The sequence below is a fragment of the Aeromonas sp. S13(2024) genome (assembly GCF_041402405.1).
Taxonomy (GTDB): domain Bacteria; phylum Pseudomonadota; class Gammaproteobacteria; order Enterobacterales; family Aeromonadaceae; genus Aeromonas; species Aeromonas veronii.
Genome location: NZ_JBGLRA010000016.1, coordinates 65,409 through 79,666, shown reverse-complemented (window position 1 = coordinate 79,666; position 14,258 = coordinate 65,409). Strand labels below are relative to the sequence as shown.

At 60.7% G+C, this 14,258-nt stretch carries 13 protein-coding genes; 8 read left to right on the top strand and 5 right to left on the bottom strand.

Annotated features, from left to right (window positions below; all coding sequences use genetic code 11):
- Positions 1-118: 118 nt before the first annotated feature.
- The 4 genes from ACB042_RS17720 to nudF are packed head-to-tail and all read right to left on the bottom strand — an operon-like array spanning position 119 to position 2,652.
- A complete protein-coding gene (locus ACB042_RS17720; RefSeq protein ID WP_371178829.1) occupies positions 119-706 on the bottom strand; it encodes a YqiA/YcfP family alpha/beta fold hydrolase in 588 nt (195 codons plus the stop codon).
- 12 nt (positions 707-718) lie between these two features.
- Positions 719-1,537: a 3',5'-cyclic-AMP phosphodiesterase gene (gene cpdA, locus ACB042_RS17715; protein WP_041202814.1), complete on the bottom strand. Its 819-nt coding sequence runs from the start codon at positions 1,535-1,537 to the stop codon at positions 719-721.
- A 22-nt stretch (positions 1,538-1,559) separates the two neighbouring features.
- Complete coding sequence (locus ACB042_RS17710; protein ID WP_265346674.1) at positions 1,560-2,048, bottom strand: DUF1249 domain-containing protein; 489 nt, start codon at positions 2,046-2,048, stop codon at positions 1,560-1,562.
- Positions 2,011-2,652 (bottom strand): ADP-ribose diphosphatase, encoded by a 642-nt coding sequence (gene nudF, locus ACB042_RS17705; protein WP_371178828.1) that lies wholly within the window; start codon positions 2,650-2,652, stop codon positions 2,011-2,013. Before nudF ends, ACB042_RS17710 begins: the two co-directional genes overlap by 38 nt.
- A gap of 304 nt (positions 2,653-2,956) precedes the next feature.
- Between nudF and tolC the strand changes: the two genes are divergently transcribed.
- Positions 2,957-4,279, top strand: a complete 1,323-nt coding sequence (tolC, locus tag ACB042_RS17700; RefSeq protein WP_371178827.1) for an outer membrane channel protein TolC — start codon at positions 2,957-2,959, stop codon at positions 4,277-4,279.
- A 116-nt stretch (positions 4,280-4,395) separates the two neighbouring features.
- Here tolC and hldE read toward each other — a convergent pair whose 3' ends face one another.
- The gene (hldE, locus tag ACB042_RS17695; RefSeq protein WP_058058377.1) at positions 4,396-5,823 is read right to left on the bottom strand and encodes a bifunctional D-glycero-beta-D-manno-heptose-7-phosphate kinase/D-glycero-beta-D-manno-heptose 1-phosphate adenylyltransferase HldE; all 1,428 of its coding nucleotides are present in this window, start codon (positions 5,821-5,823) and stop codon (positions 4,396-4,398) included.
- 238 nt (positions 5,824-6,061) lie between these two features.
- Between hldE and lpxL the strand changes: the two genes are divergently transcribed.
- The 7 genes from lpxL to ACB042_RS17660 all read left to right on the top strand — a co-directional run bounded on the left by lpxL (position 6,062) and on the right by ACB042_RS17660 (position 14,246).
- Positions 6,062-6,985, top strand: a complete 924-nt coding sequence (gene lpxL / locus ACB042_RS17690; RefSeq protein ID WP_323970159.1) for an LpxL/LpxP family Kdo(2)-lipid IV(A) lauroyl/palmitoleoyl acyltransferase — start codon at positions 6,062-6,064, stop codon at positions 6,983-6,985.
- A 626-nt stretch (positions 6,986-7,611) separates the two neighbouring features.
- Positions 7,612-9,534, top strand: coding sequence for a PTS mannitol transporter subunit IICBA (locus ACB042_RS17685; protein WP_279486486.1), 1,923 nt, complete (start codon positions 7,612-7,614; stop codon positions 9,532-9,534).
- Between the two features lie 37 nt (positions 9,535-9,571).
- Positions 9,572-10,717: a mannitol-1-phosphate 5-dehydrogenase gene (locus tag ACB042_RS17680; protein WP_279486485.1), complete on the top strand. Its 1,146-nt coding sequence runs from the start codon at positions 9,572-9,574 to the stop codon at positions 10,715-10,717.
- 133 nt (positions 10,718-10,850) lie between these two features.
- Positions 10,851-11,372 carry an MltR family transcriptional regulator gene (locus ACB042_RS17675; protein WP_005335907.1) on the top strand — a complete coding sequence of 174 codons (522 nt, stop codon included), beginning with the start codon at positions 10,851-10,853 and terminating at the stop codon, positions 11,370-11,372.
- A gap of 190 nt (positions 11,373-11,562) precedes the next feature.
- Positions 11,563-13,350 carry a sodium:proton antiporter gene (locus ACB042_RS17670; protein ID WP_267528949.1) on the top strand — a complete coding sequence of 596 codons (1,788 nt, stop codon included), beginning with the start codon at positions 11,563-11,565 and terminating at the stop codon, positions 13,348-13,350.
- Complete coding sequence (locus tag ACB042_RS17665) at positions 13,347-13,919, top strand: DNA-J related domain-containing protein (protein WP_267528950.1); 573 nt, start codon at positions 13,347-13,349, stop codon at positions 13,917-13,919. The genes ACB042_RS17670 and ACB042_RS17665 overlap by 4 nt, the downstream gene beginning before the upstream one ends.
- Positions 13,920-13,997: 78 nt before the next feature.
- Positions 13,998-14,246, top strand: a complete 249-nt coding sequence (locus ACB042_RS17660; RefSeq protein WP_371178826.1) for a hypothetical protein — start codon at positions 13,998-14,000, stop codon at positions 14,244-14,246.
- Positions 14,247-14,258 lie beyond the last annotated feature (12 nt).

Below are 14,258 nucleotides of genomic sequence, written 5' to 3'. Positions count from 1 at the left end.
GCCAGTTTAAAAGTCAGCGAGTAATCGCGCTGTGTCCGTTTCACACCTTGTCCCATCGGGTTCTCCATTTATTGGGGGGAAAGGTGTAAACCATATTCAGGACGGGACAGTTGCATGATTAAAGCCCGAGGAAACGGATGATCTGGGCGGGGTAGCGCTCGAACGCCACAAAGGCGTGGTTGCCGCCGCACTCCAGCGAGAGGCGGGCAAAGCGGTATTCATCCAGCGCCTTGCGATAGTCGAGCACCTCATCCCCCTGCTGTTGCAGGATCCAGAGTCGCTCCGGCACCGTCACCGGTACCGCCAGTGCCCGCAGCTCATCCATATGTTCAGGCCGCAGTTCGTACTGCTCACCCGTATAGGGATTGGTCTGGGGGCCGAGGTAGTCACAGAGCAGCTCGTGGGGGCGCACCGCCGGATTGATCAGCGCCGCGCGGCAGCCGTACTGCTCGCTCACCCGGGTCGCCATAAAGCCACCAAGAGAACTACCCACGGCGCCGAGCTTGAATTCACTACCATAACGACGCTGCAGATCGGCAATGGTCTGTTCGATAGCCGCCCAGGCCGCCGCCGGCGTATTGGGCTGAGCCGGAATGATCACCTCGATGTCGGGCCGATTGGCGGCCACCCAGGCAGCCATCTGCTGCGCCTTGGCGGAGCCCGGTGAGGAGTTGAAACCGTGCAGATAAAGGAGAACCGACTTCATGCAATGCGCTCCTCAATAACCGGTGGCGTTGGGGTCGGGCACAAACTGCCCCACCGGCAGGCGCCACACCTCGCTGGCCACCCGCCCATCCGGATAGAGGGTGAGATAGCGCCAGCCCGGGCCGGATTCATCCAGCGCGAAGCCGTCGGATAGCGGTTTGAACTGAATGCAGGTGGAGGGGCTGGCAATCAGCCGCACCCCGCGGTGCACCTCGTCAAACTCCTGATGGACGTGACCGAACAGGATGGTCTTCTGCTGTGGATGACGGGCCAGCACGGCGAACAGGTCATCGGCATTCTTGAGATTGTGCTGATCCAGCCAGGCGCAGCCCACCGGCACCGCCTGATGGTGCAGGGTGATAAGGGCGTGGCGATCAGGATATTGACGCAGGGCACGGTCGAGGGCGGCCAGCTGGTGATCGCCAATCATGCCGTGGGGTTTGCCGCGCACCTGGGTGTCGAGCAGGATCACCTGCCAGTGGTCGCCCACCAGCTGTTTGGATTCGCTGATCCCGGCGGCATGGAGATATTCGGTCATCAGCGGGCTGTCATCGTGATTGCCCGGCAGCCAGTAGATGGGGCGGCCAAGGGGCGCCATCATGGAGGCGAAACGCTGATAGGATTCCGGACTGTGATCCTGCGACAGATCGCCGGTCGCCAGAATCACCTCGTAGGGGTGTTCATTGGCCTGCACCTGTTCCAGCACGGCGGCCAGACTCTCTGCGGTGCGCACAGCCAACAGCCGCCCTTCGGCACTCGCGAAGAGGTGGGTGTCGGTAATTTGCAACAGGCGCACACTGCCGTCCTGCGCCTGGGGGAGCTCTGTTTCCAAAATCACGCTTCTTTTTATTTGTTCAACTGGAGATATTGATCGGGCTGGTACCATGTCTGAGACAAAATTTTAGCCATTCGGCCAGAAACAGATTTACCTGCTCCTTTTCGTCCCGCTGGTGCATCTTTTTATTGGGATAATCATAACGTGGTTGCAAACGGGAAATCTGTTGCGCTGCACACACTTCCGCCATCCGCACATCATGATACAAACGAATCTCTATCTGAGCTTGTAAATATTCGGGCAATTCGGGGTTGTGCTGGCTCAGGATCACCTGATTGGTGAAGCGACTCTCGCCAATGATGGTGAGCTGGAACTGCAGATCGTTGCCGACCCGATAGCGGCGCTCGGCCCCGACCTCCCCCTCCGGAGGCAACAGCTTCATCAGCGCCATATAGTTGACCTCGCAGGTACGCTGCAAGGACATCAGATCAGGCACATAGCGCCTGCTCTGTTGCAGAGTCAGCGCCACCTCAGCGATCCGCCAGCCAGCGGGCGCGCAGCTCGCCATGGTTGAGGGCCAACCACTGCAGGGCAATGACCGAGGCCGCATTGTCGATGCGTCCCTCTTTGAGCCAGGCGTAGGCCTGTTCGCGGCTCACCACGTGCACCCGGATATCCTCACCTTCATCAGCCAGACCGTGCAGGCCGCTCACCTTGCTGGCATCCACCTCGCCCACAAAGACCTCGATCCGCTCGGTGCTGCCGCCTGGGCTCACCAGATAGCTGATGGCATGCTCGCAGCGGGCAACCTCGATCCCGGCCTCTTCCACCGCTTCCCGGCGCACCACGTCTTCAGCGACCTCGCCTGGGTCTATGATGCCGGCCACCAGCTCCAGCAGCCAGGGGGTCGGGCTGGTCTCCATGGCACCGATACGGAACTGCTCCACCAACACTATCTGGTCGCGCACTGGATCATAGGGCAGCAGCGCGGCAGCATGGCCCCGCTCGAACAGCTCGCGCACGATGGGCTGGTTCCAGCCACCTGCAAATAACCGATGCTGCAGGCGATAGACGTTCACCTTGAAGAAGCCGTTATATCCAGCTGATTTTTCAATGATTTTTACATCATCGGCGGCGTAATGCCGATCTTGCGGCAAGGGTTGCTGCGACATCCGGGGCTCCCGTCAGCTTGACTTGTATCAGTTTGACCATAAAATCCGAGGAACATGAATGAACGTTCATTCACTCGGCGTGCCATGGTAATGAGGGGTGGATTTTAGCAGCCACAGACCATTTGGCTAGGCGCGCGGGGAGAAAACTGCGTCCGGTTCTTGACGTTCCCGTCACCGGACCTGAGACTCTTAGCATTAAATTTTGCTTATAGTAGAGTGATTAAGCTGCAATCAAGCTTGGTCGGTGACAATATTTGCCTCTCCAGCAACCAGTTTGGGTTACTACATAAGGTTAAAACGATCTATGAAAAGAACACTTTTGTCAGTCATGGTGTTGCTGGGCGTCAGTGCCGGTGCCCATGCCGAAAACCTGCTCGACATCTACCAGCAAGCCCAGATCAAAGACCCGCAGTTGCTGCAGTCCAAAGCCGTTCGCGATAAAGCCTTCGAGCAGATCAATGAATCCCGTGCAGCCCTGCTGCCCCAGATCAATCTGGGTGCTGACCTGAAGTACCTGCAAAACAAAAACGATACCCAGACCAACAACAAAGCCTCCGGTTCACTTTCACTGGATCAATCCATCTATCGTCGCAGTAACTGGGTCAATCTGGATATCTCCGAGAAGAGTGCAACCCAGAATGACGTAGCCTACAACCTCGAGATCCAGAACCTGATGGTGCGCACCGCCAAAGCCTACTTTGATGTGCTCAAGGCGATGGATACCCTGGAGTTCGTCCGTGCCAACAAGGTTGCGGTAGAGCGTCAGCTGGAGCAAACCCAGCAGCGTTTCGAAGTGGGCCTGACCGCCATCACCGACGTCCATGAAGCGGAAGCCTCCCGTGACCAGGCGCTGGCTGACGAGATCAATGCCGAGAACGAGCTGGACAACAGCTATGAGACCCTGCGCGAGCTGACCGGTATCGATCACCGCAATCTGGACGTGCTGAACACCGATCGTTTCAGCCCGCAGAAGACCGCTTTCGGCTCCGACAAGTGGCTGGAGCTGGCGCTGGACAAAAACCTGCAACTGCACAGTGCCCGCATCAGCAAGGACATTGCCAAGGAGCGGATCGATCTGGCCAAAACCGGTCATGAGCCGACCCTGGATCTGGATGCCGGACTGCAGACCAGCAATACCGATTACAAGCTTGATAGCATTCAGAGCGGTGGCAATGACAATCAGGCCAATATCGGCCTGACCTTCAAGCTGCCGATTTACAGTGGTGGCGCCACCAGCTCCAAGGTGAAGCAGGCTCAGTACGACTACGTGGCGGCCAGCGAACTGCTTGAGAAGAACTTCCGCTCGGTGCAGAGCACAGTGCGCTCCTCCTACAACAACGTGAACGCCAGCATCGGCTCGGTGCGTGCCTACAGCCAGTCTGTGGTCTCCGCCGACAGCGCCCTGAAGGCGACCGAAGCCGGTTACGAAGTGGGTACCCGTACCATCGTCGACGTGCTGGACTCCACTCGCAAGCTGTACGAGGCCAAGCAGAAGCTCTCCGAAGCCCGTTACAACTACATTCTCAATATCCTGAGCCTGAAGCAGGCTGCCGGTGTGCTGGAAGTGCAGGATCTGGTGGAAGTGAACCAGGGTCTGATGCCTGCCACGGCAAAAGCCAAAGGCTGATAGCCGCTATCGTGCATGAAAAAGGCGACCGCAAGGTCGCCTTTTTGTTATCCGTATTTCGGTCGGCTTGCAGCCGCCGATAGTGCGCCCCGCCAGATTGCGGGGCCAGCAGAACGTTAGCCGCGCTCGCGGATCGTCTTGATGATGTCGGTGGTGGAGCAGCCATCCTCGAAGTTGAGAACGCGCACCTCACCGCCATTGGCAGTCACTTCGGCGTAACCGGCGATATCTTCCGGCTTGTAGTCACCGCCCTTGACCAAAAGATCCGGCAGGATCTCGGCAATCAGACGCTGCGGGGTATCCTCGGAGAAGGGCACAACCCAGTCCACCGCGCCCAGCGCAGCCAGTACGGCCATGCGACGCTCGGTCGGGTTGACCGGACGACCCGGCCCTTTCAGACGGCGAACCGACTCGTCGGTGTTGACCGCCACGATCAGGCGATCCCCCAGCTTGCCGGCGTTGGCCAGATAGGAGACATGGCCAGCGTGCAGGATGTCGAAGCAGCCGTTGGTCATCACTACCTTCTCGCCGCGCAGACGAGCGGCACGAACCGCCACTTTCAGCTGGGCTTCAGACATGACGCCGAAGCCTGTCTCCTGCTCGGTATAGAGGGCATTGGCCAGCTCGACCGGACTGACGGTAGAAGTACCCAACTTGCCGACCACGATACCGGCGGCGGTATTGGCCAGCGCGCAGGCTTCGTCCAGGCTCTTGCCAGCGGCCAGCGAGGTGGCCAGGGTGGAGATGACGGTATCACCGGCACCGGTCACATCGTAAACCTCGTGGGCCTGAGCCGGCAGATGCAGCTCCGGCTGACCTTCGCGGATCAGGGTCATGCCGTTCTCGGAACGGGTGACCAGCAGGGCATCCAGCTCGAAACGCTTGACCAGATCCAGCCCCTTGGCGACCAGCTCCTCTTCGCTCTTCACCTTGCCCACCACGGCCTCGAACTCGGACATGTTGGGGGTCAGCAAGGTAGCGCCGCGGTACTTCTCGAAGTCGGTCCCCTTGGGGTCGACCAGCACCGGAATACCGGCGGCTCGGGCGCGCTGGATCATGCCGGGCACGTCGTTGAGAGCACCCTTGCCGTAGTCGGAAAGGATCATCACGTCGCTGTTTGGCAGCGCCTGCTCGACCTTGCTCATCAGCAGGGTGGCATCGACGGAGTGGAAGGGCTCTTCAAAGTCCAGGCGCAGCAGCTGCTGGTTGCGGGACAGCACCCGCAGCTTGGTGATAGTCGGGAAGTCGGCCAGACGAACGAAATCACAGGCCACCTTGACGCCAGCCATCTGGCCAGCCAGCGCATCGGCAGCCTCGTCCTGACCGGTCAGGCCAAGCAGCACGGCGTGAGCGCCAAGGGCGGCGGAGTTGAGGGCCACGTTGGCCGCGCCACCTGGGCGCTCCTCAATGTGTTCAACCTTGACCACGGGCACCGGCGCCTCGGGGGAGATCCGACCGGTAGGGCCATGCCAGTAACGGTCCAACATGACATCGCCAACGACCAGAACGCGGGCTTTTTCAAAATCGGGCAGGGTGATCTTCATCTGTATCGACTCTCAAAACCTGAAAAATCAGTCGCCGATTTTATCACACTCTTGTATTTGAGGGAGAAAAAGCAAACCTGTGGTTTCCCTTAAGAACGCGGAAGGAAACCCATAGTTACTCTTCGCGCCACACGGACAAGATGCAAGCAGCCCCTCTGACCAGCAGATAGCCATTCGCCCCCGCCCCCCCTTTTCGGCTAGAATCCCCCGATTGTTTTCGCAAGCAAAGAGATTCTCCATGGCCCATGACAACGCTCCCCGCCTCGAGCCCCGCCTGTTTCATCCCCGTTACTGGGCCAGCTGGTTTGGCCTCGGCCTGCTCTGGCTGCTGACTCTGCTGCCCTGGCGCAGCCAGATGTGGCTGGGTCGCCGGCTTGGTCATCTCGCCGCCAAAGTGCTCAAATCACGGGTGAAGATTGCCCGTCGCAATCTGGAGCTGGCGCTGCCGGAGTTGACTCTGGACGAGCGTGATAAGCTGCTCAAGCAAAACTTCGAGAGCGTGGGCTGCGCCGTATTCGAGGTGGGTATCGCCTGGTTCTGGCCAGACTGGCGGATGCGCAACCTGATGAAGGTGGAAGGGGAAGAGCACGTCATCGCCGCCATGGAAAAAGGTCAGGGCATGCTGCTGCTCTCCTGCCACTTCCTGACGCTGGAACTCAACGCCCGCTGTTTCGGGCTGGTGCGCCCCGGCGTGGGGGTCTATCGCCCCAACACCAACCCGGTGCTGGAGTATGCCCAGTACCACGGGCGCTGTGCCTCCAACAAATATCTGGTGGACCGGATGGATGTGAAGGGGATGATCAAGGCGCTGCGCAACGGCGACGCCCTCTGGTATGCACCGGATCACGACTACGGCAGCCACGCCAGCGTATTCGTGCCCTACTTCGCGGTAGAGCAGGCCGCCACCATCACCGGCACCGCCACCCTGGCGCGGGTGAAGAACACCGTCACCCTGCCCTGCTACAACATCCGCACCAGCGAGGGTTACACCCTGCATATCGGCGCGCCGCTAGCCGACTACCCCAGCGGGGATGACATGGTTGATGCCGCCCGCGCCAACCGCGAGATTGAAGCCGCCGTGCGCAAGGCGCCGGAGCAGTACATGTGGCTCCATCGCCGCTTCAAGACCCGCCCCTCCTCCGAGGATACCGGCTTCTACTAAGCCGCAGCCCCGACAGGGCTCAGATCGCAAAAACCGACAAACCGCCTGCTGGCGGTTTGTTTTTATCTGCAGTCTGGCCTGCGCGGCAAAGAAGCGCTCCGAACATCTGCCGCTCGATAACATCCTGCATGTTGGCGCCCATTCCCATCAGCCAGCAGCAAAAGAGACCTTATCACCAACCATAAAAACTGAAAGCGGGTTACAAATTTATTGATTCATTGGTAAGCAATGGAGTGTTTCGATAGATCCATCGCCACTACCCACTGATGAGTAATTGAGTGATTTGTCCCATTCGAATACAAAAACTGAATTTGTGATGCAAATCACCTTTACGTAATGGCACGGCAAAGCTGATTTAGTGATGTGCATCACAAAAAATGATCATTCAAAACAGAAAAGATCGAAATGTAGCCGAATTACAGCATGGGTATGTGATGTTGATCACTGGTTATGGAGGGGGTATGGCTGGGTATCTGAGAGGTGGATCACAAGACACCCCGTTTTCAGCCTAATTTGATCGCAAGCTGGTAGATTGAAGTTGCTTAGACGACCGGGATGGCGGTTCGGCAAAACCGGCCATCCCGACTACCACTATTAATCAAACAGGCTTAAAACGGGGTCCCGACATGTTATCACCGGATACCAAAGTCAAGATACAGAATTTTGGACGCTTCCTGTCCAATATGGTCATGCCCAACATAGGCGCCTTTATCGCCTGGGGCTTTATTACTGCTCTCTTTATCCCCACCGGCTGGCTGCCAAGCGAAACCTTGGCCAAGCTGGTTGGCCCCATGATCACCTACCTGCTGCCGCTGCTGATTGGCTACACCGGCGGCAAACTGATGGGCGGTGAGCGTGGCGGCGTGGTCGGTGCCATCACCACCATGGGTGTCATCGTGGGAACCGATATCCCCATGTTCATGGGCGCCATGATGGTCGGCCCGCTCGGTGGCTGGGCCATCAAGCGCTTCGACAAGGCGATGGACGGTCGCGTCAAGAGCGGCTTCGAGATGCTGGTCAACAACTTCTCTGCCGGTCTTATCGGCATGCTGCTGGCAATCCTCGCCTTCTTCGTGATTGGCCCCTTTGTCAAGGTGCTCTCCGGCATGCTGGCCGGTGGCGTCGGCTTCCTGGTGGACAACCACATGCTGCCACTCACCTCCATCTTCGTCGAACCGGCCAAGATCCTGTTCCTCAACAACGCCATCAACCACGGCATCTTCTCGCCGCTGGGGATCCAGCAGGCGACCGAGCACGGTAGCTCCATCTTCTTCCTGATTGAAGCGAACCCGGGCCCGGGCATGGGTGTGCTGCTGGCCTACATGGTGTTCGGTCGTGGTGCGGCCAAGCAGTCTGCGGCTGGCGCCTCCATCATTCACTTCTTCGGTGGCATCCACGAGATCTACTTCCCGTACGTGCTGATGAACCCGCGCCTCATTCTGGCGGTGATCGCCGGTGGCATGACCGGGGTCTTTACCCTGACCCTGTTCAACGCCGGTCTGGTCTCCCCTGCCTCACCGGGCTCCATCTTCGCCGTGTTGTTGATGACACCGAAAGCCTCCCTGATCGGGGTCGCCCTCTCCATCATCAGCGCCACTCTGGTCTCCTTCCTGGTCGCCGCCGTGTTCGTTCGCGCACAGCAGCCGGAAGCTGACGAGGCCGATGCCCTCGGTGAAGCCACTCGCAAGATGAAAGCCATGAAGGGCGGCAAGCCCGAAACCGCAGCGGCCAAGAAGCCGGGCGGCGAACTGATGGCGGTACGCAATATCGTGGTCGCCTGCGATGCGGGCATGGGCTCCAGCGCCATGGGCGCCGGCATGCTGCGCAAGCGGGTGCAGGCCGCAGGGCTCGATATCAGCGTCACCAACCGCGCCATCGATCAACTCGACGATCAGGTGGACTGGGTCATCACCCATAAGGATCTGACCGAGCGGGCCCGTCGCCATGCGCCGAACGCTCACCATATCTCGCTCACCAACTTCCTCGACAACGGCCTCTATCAGGAGCTGGTACAGAGCCTGAGCCGCGCCGCCAACGATGACGTCGCCAACCCGCAACTGCTGGTGGCCGCCAACGACGACAGCTACGAGCCACAAGCTGCCGAAGTCTTTACCCTGAGCCGTCATGACGTGCATCTGGGACTGAAAGCGGACAACAAGGAGGCCGCTATCCTGACCGCTGGCCGACTGCTGGCCGAGCGGGGCTACGTGGCGCCCGACTACGTCAACGCCATGCTGGAGCGCGAACAGCTGGTCTCCACCTACCTCGGCGAATCCATCGCCGTGCCGCACGGCACCATCGCCGCCAAAGAGTTTGTGAAGCGTACCGGCATCGTCATCTGCCAGTACCCGGCCGGGGTCGCCTTTGGCGAGGCTGCCGATGAGGTAGCGCGGCTGGTGATCGGTATCGCCGCCCGCAACGACGAACATATGCAGGTGATAACCCGCCTGACCAATGCACTGGATGAACCCGGTCTCATCGACCGGCTGGCCAGCACCACGGATCCCCAGGCCTTCCTGGATCTGCTGGGTGCCGAACAGGCTGCGTAATCATCTTTCATCGTCTTTGGTTCAAGAGGTTAATATCATGAAAACATTGCATTTTGGTGCTGGTAACATCGGTCGCGGCTTTATCGGCAAAGTGCTGGCGGATGCCAGCCATCAGGTCACCTTCGCCGACGTCAACGACACTCTTATCGACCAGCTCAACCACCGTCAGGAGTACAAGGTCCATGTAGTAGGGGCGGATCAGAAGCTGGATGTGGTGCGCAACGTGGCGGCGGTGAGCTCCGCCGGTCACGAGGTGATCGCCCGCATCATCACCGCCGATCTGGTCACCACGGCAGTGGGCCCCAACATTCTGGACAAGATTGCCAGCACCCTGGCCAAGGGGCTGCAGGCCCGTTTCGATGCCGGCAACCTGACTCCGCTCAACGTCATCGCCTGCGAAAACATGGTGCGCGGCACAAGCCACCTCAAGCGGGAGGTACTCAAGTACCTGCCGGTCGCGTATCATGCCACGCTCGAATCCTGTATCGGCTTCGTCGACTCGGCGGTGGATCGCATCGTGCCGCCCTCCGCGGCTGCCAACGATGATCCGCTGGAAGTGACGGTAGAGAGCTTCAGTGAGTGGATCGTCGACCAGACCCAGTTCAAGGGAGAGCTGCCACAGGTGGCGGGCATGGAACCCACCGACAACCTGATGGCCTTCGTCGAGCGCAAGCTGTTCACCCTCAACACCGGCCACATCGTCACCGCCTATCTCGGCAAGCTGCGGGGCTACCGCACAGTGCGCGAGGCGATCGAGGATCCGGTGATCCGCAGCAAGGTGCGCCGCGCCATGGAGGAGAGCGGTGCCGTGCTGGTGAAACGCTACGGCTTCGACCCGCGCCTGCATGCCGCCTACATCGAGAAGATCCTCTCCCGCTTCGCCAACCCCTATCTGGTGGACGAGATTGACCGGGTCGGTCGTCAGCCGCTGCGCAAGCTGGCGGCGGGGGATCGACTGGTGAAGCCGCTACTGGGCACCCTGGAGTACGGCCTGCCGAGCGATCAGTTGCAGGAGGGGATCGCCGCGGCGCTCCACTATCGCAATGCCGATGACCCGCAGGCAGTGGAGTTGCAAGCCCTGCTGGCGGAGCTTGGCCCGGCCAAAGCGCTGGCCCGCGTCACCGGACTGGATGAAGAGAGCGAAGTGGTTCGCGCCATCGTCGCCCGTTACGAAACCCTGTAATGACCCTGCTTGCGGCGCATTCAGCCACCACTGATAGCGCGCCAAGCGCTTGAATGGCAAGGGAATGTGCCCCATATGATAAAAACCGGGAGAGAGGCCCACTCTCTCCCTGTCAGCTGGACCCAATGCACCTATGACCACACACCAGGAAGATGAAGTACTGGAACGACTGAACGAGCAGGATGGCCCCCGCGGCTTCTTTCTCGAAGCCGTGACCATCCTGGAAGAGGCGGTCGACTCCCTGATGCGACGCGCGTTCCGTCAGGAGGAGTATGCCGTCAAATACGCCATCGAACCCCTGCTCAACCAGAGCGGCCCCCTTGGCCAGCTGGAGGTGCGCCTCAAGCTCATCTTCGCCCTCGGCCTCATCTCACTCGAGCGCTATCAGGATATCGAAGCCTATATCAAGATCCGCGACTTTCTGGTGCGCGATCCCAAGGATTACCGTTTCAGCGACAAGCCGATCCGCGATCTGCTCGACCGCCTGCACGGGGTCAATCAGGGTGGCATGATGAAGCTGGAGCCCCCCGCCAGCGAAGAGGATTGGGCCTTCTACCAGATGCAGCTCAACCGGCTCGATCAGATGGTGCGCTCCGCACTGGTACTGGCGCTGGCCGACTGTGTCGGCGAGCTCCACAAGGAGAGCCCCATCTAATCCGGCCCCAAGGCCACCCCATCACCACGGTTGGCGTCTGGCTGGCGCCCTGCACACCACCGCCAGCCACCATGACGCCGACTGTCGCACATCTCCCCATCCCGGCCATGATGCACGCTCCTTCGGGTGTCAATCTGACCAACTTAGCCACTACACTAGCTCCATACTCACTGCCTGAATCGAGGCCTGCATGATTGCCCTCTCTCTGGCCGGGATCGCCCTGGTCTCCGTGCTGGCCCAATGGCTTGCCTGGTCGCTGCGGGTACCCGCCATCCTGTTTCTGCTGCTCACCGGCCTGACTCTGGGCCCGGTCAGCGGCCTGCTCGACCCCGATGCCCTGCTCGGGGATCTGCTGTTTCCGCTGGTCTCCCTGTCGGTGGCCATCATCCTGTTCGAGGGGGCGCTGACCCTCCATCTGGCCGAGCTCAAGGGGATCGGCAAGGTGGTGCGCAATCTCTGCTCCACCGGCATGCTGGTCAGCTTCGCCGTCATCGGCAGCGCCGGTTACTTCCTGCTGGGGCTGGACTGGCGGGTCGCCACCATGCTCGGCGCGGTACTGGTGGTAACGGGCCCGACGGTGATCGCCCCCATGCTCAACGTGATCCGCCCCACCCGGGAGGTGGACCGCATTCTGCGCTGGGAGGGGATCGTCATCGACCCCATCGGCGCCCTGTTTGCGGTGCTGGTGTTCGAGGCGGTGCGCCTCGGCAGTCAGGGAGATCTCATCAGCCATACCCTGCTGGCGCTGGGCAAGACAGTGTTGGTCGGTTCCCTGATCGGGGTGGCGGCAGGCTGGCTCACCACCCTGCTCATTCGCAAGGACTGGCTACCGGTCAGTCTGCACAAGTTCGGAGTGCTGGCGCTGGTGCTGGTCACCTTCAGCCTCTCCAACTGGCTCAGCCACGAGTCAGGCCTGCTGGCGGTGACCGTGTTCGGCATCTGGCTCGCCAATCAGGAGGGGCTGGATCTGGAGGAGGTGCTGGCGTTCAAGGAGGATCTCGCGGTCATCCTTATCTCCAGCCTGTTTATCCTGCTGGCGGCCCGCCTCGATCTGGCCCAGCTCTGGCAACTCGGCCCCATGGTGCTGGCGCTGCTCTGCGTGGTGCAATTCGTGGCGCGTCCGCTCTGTATTCTGGTCTCGACCTGGGGCTCGGATCTCTCCTGGCGAGCTCGCGCCCTGCTGAGCTGGATCGCCCCGCGCGGCATAGTCGCGGCGGCGGTCAGCGCCTCGTTCGCCATCAGCCTGCATCAGGCCGAGATCCCCGATGCCGACAAGCTGGTGCCACTGGTGTTTGCGGTGATCATCTCCACCGTGGTGTTGCAGAGCCTCACCTCGGCACCGCTGGCCAGCCTGCTCAAGATGCGCCAGAGCGCCCCCAACACCTGGCTCATCATAGGGGCCAACTCGGTGGCGCGGGCCATTGGCCGGGCGCTGGCGGATCAGGGGGTGCCGGTACAGCTCTGCGATCCCGCCTGGGAGTTCTGCAAACAGGCGCGGATGAGCAACCTCCCCTGCTATTTCGGCAACCCCCAGTCGGAACATGCCGAGCTGCACCTGCCGCTTACCAGCATCAGTACCGTGCTGGCACTCTCCCCCAACCGCCACAACAACGCCCTCGGGGTGCTGCACTTCGCCCACCTCTACGGCGAGGAGCAGGTCTACTCCCTGCGCTCCAGCGAGCAGCACGGCAAAGCCAACCGGGAGAGTGCCACCTTTCGCGCTCGCCAGAACCTGTTCGGCCCCGACATCAACTATGCCAGGCTGAGCGGCCTGCTGAGCCGGGGCGGCCAGATCAAGGCGACCCGCCTGAGCGAGGCGTTCGACTGGGCCCAGTATCAGACCGCCAATCCCGGCGCCATCCCGCTGTTCGTCATGGATGGCAAGGGCAAGCCCCAGATCGTCACCGGCCCCGTCACTCCGCAGGCGGGTGAGCTGCTGATCGCCCTGCAGCCGCCCAGAGAGCAGGGCGCCGAATGAACGAAGCCAACCATAATCCGCTGATCGCCCCTCTGCTGGTGCTATTGCAACAGGCGGCGGGCAGCTACAAGGTGCATGAACTGATGGCGGCTCTGCGCCAGCAGGGGGCGATCCCCCGGCTGGCTGACGATGAGCAGTTGCAGCTGTTTCGGGTCAACTTCCTGATCATGAACGCCCTCTACCAGTTGCAGGCCGAGCTCTGGCAAGAGGGTTGGTGGCTGGTGATCAGCACCCTGGATATCCGGCTCGAACCGCTGGTCGGGAGCTCGGAGGTCAACCACGGCTTTGCCCTTGGCGAAAATCTGCGTAGCTACTATCTCGACTGGCAGGTGTTCTGGCAAACCGATCGTGTCGAAGTGGAAGCCCTGCTCAACCGCTTCTGGCGCGCTTATGACGGTGAGGGGCACAAAGCCGAGGCGCTGGCCCTGTTCGAGTTGAATGAGGGGGCGAGTCAGGAGGCGATCCGCCGCCGCTGGCGGGAGCTGGCACTGCAGCACCATCCAGATCGGGGCGGCAATGCCGAGACCTTTATCCGCATCCGCTGGGCATGGGAGGTCCTGCGGGGATGATCCCGTTGCCGCACCACTGTTGCCGCACATAAAGGGCAGGCATAGACTGGAGCTGGATATTCCCCACAGGAGAGCATCATGACAGTCAGTGAACTTCGTAAGCTCTATCAGCAACAGATCCTGCAAGAGGCCGAAATCCTCCACGATGTGGCTATTCCCGGCTGGCTCATCGAATTCAGAGGCAAGGATGGCGCCCTCTACGAGCTGACCGACACCCTCGGCTGCCCGGTCAGTTTCGGCACCGTTGAGCAGGCCCGCGAACATCTGCATCAGGTGGCCGACTGCCCGGTTCAGGTGGATCACCTCTACCGCTTCTTCGAACGCTAGCGCCACCCACCG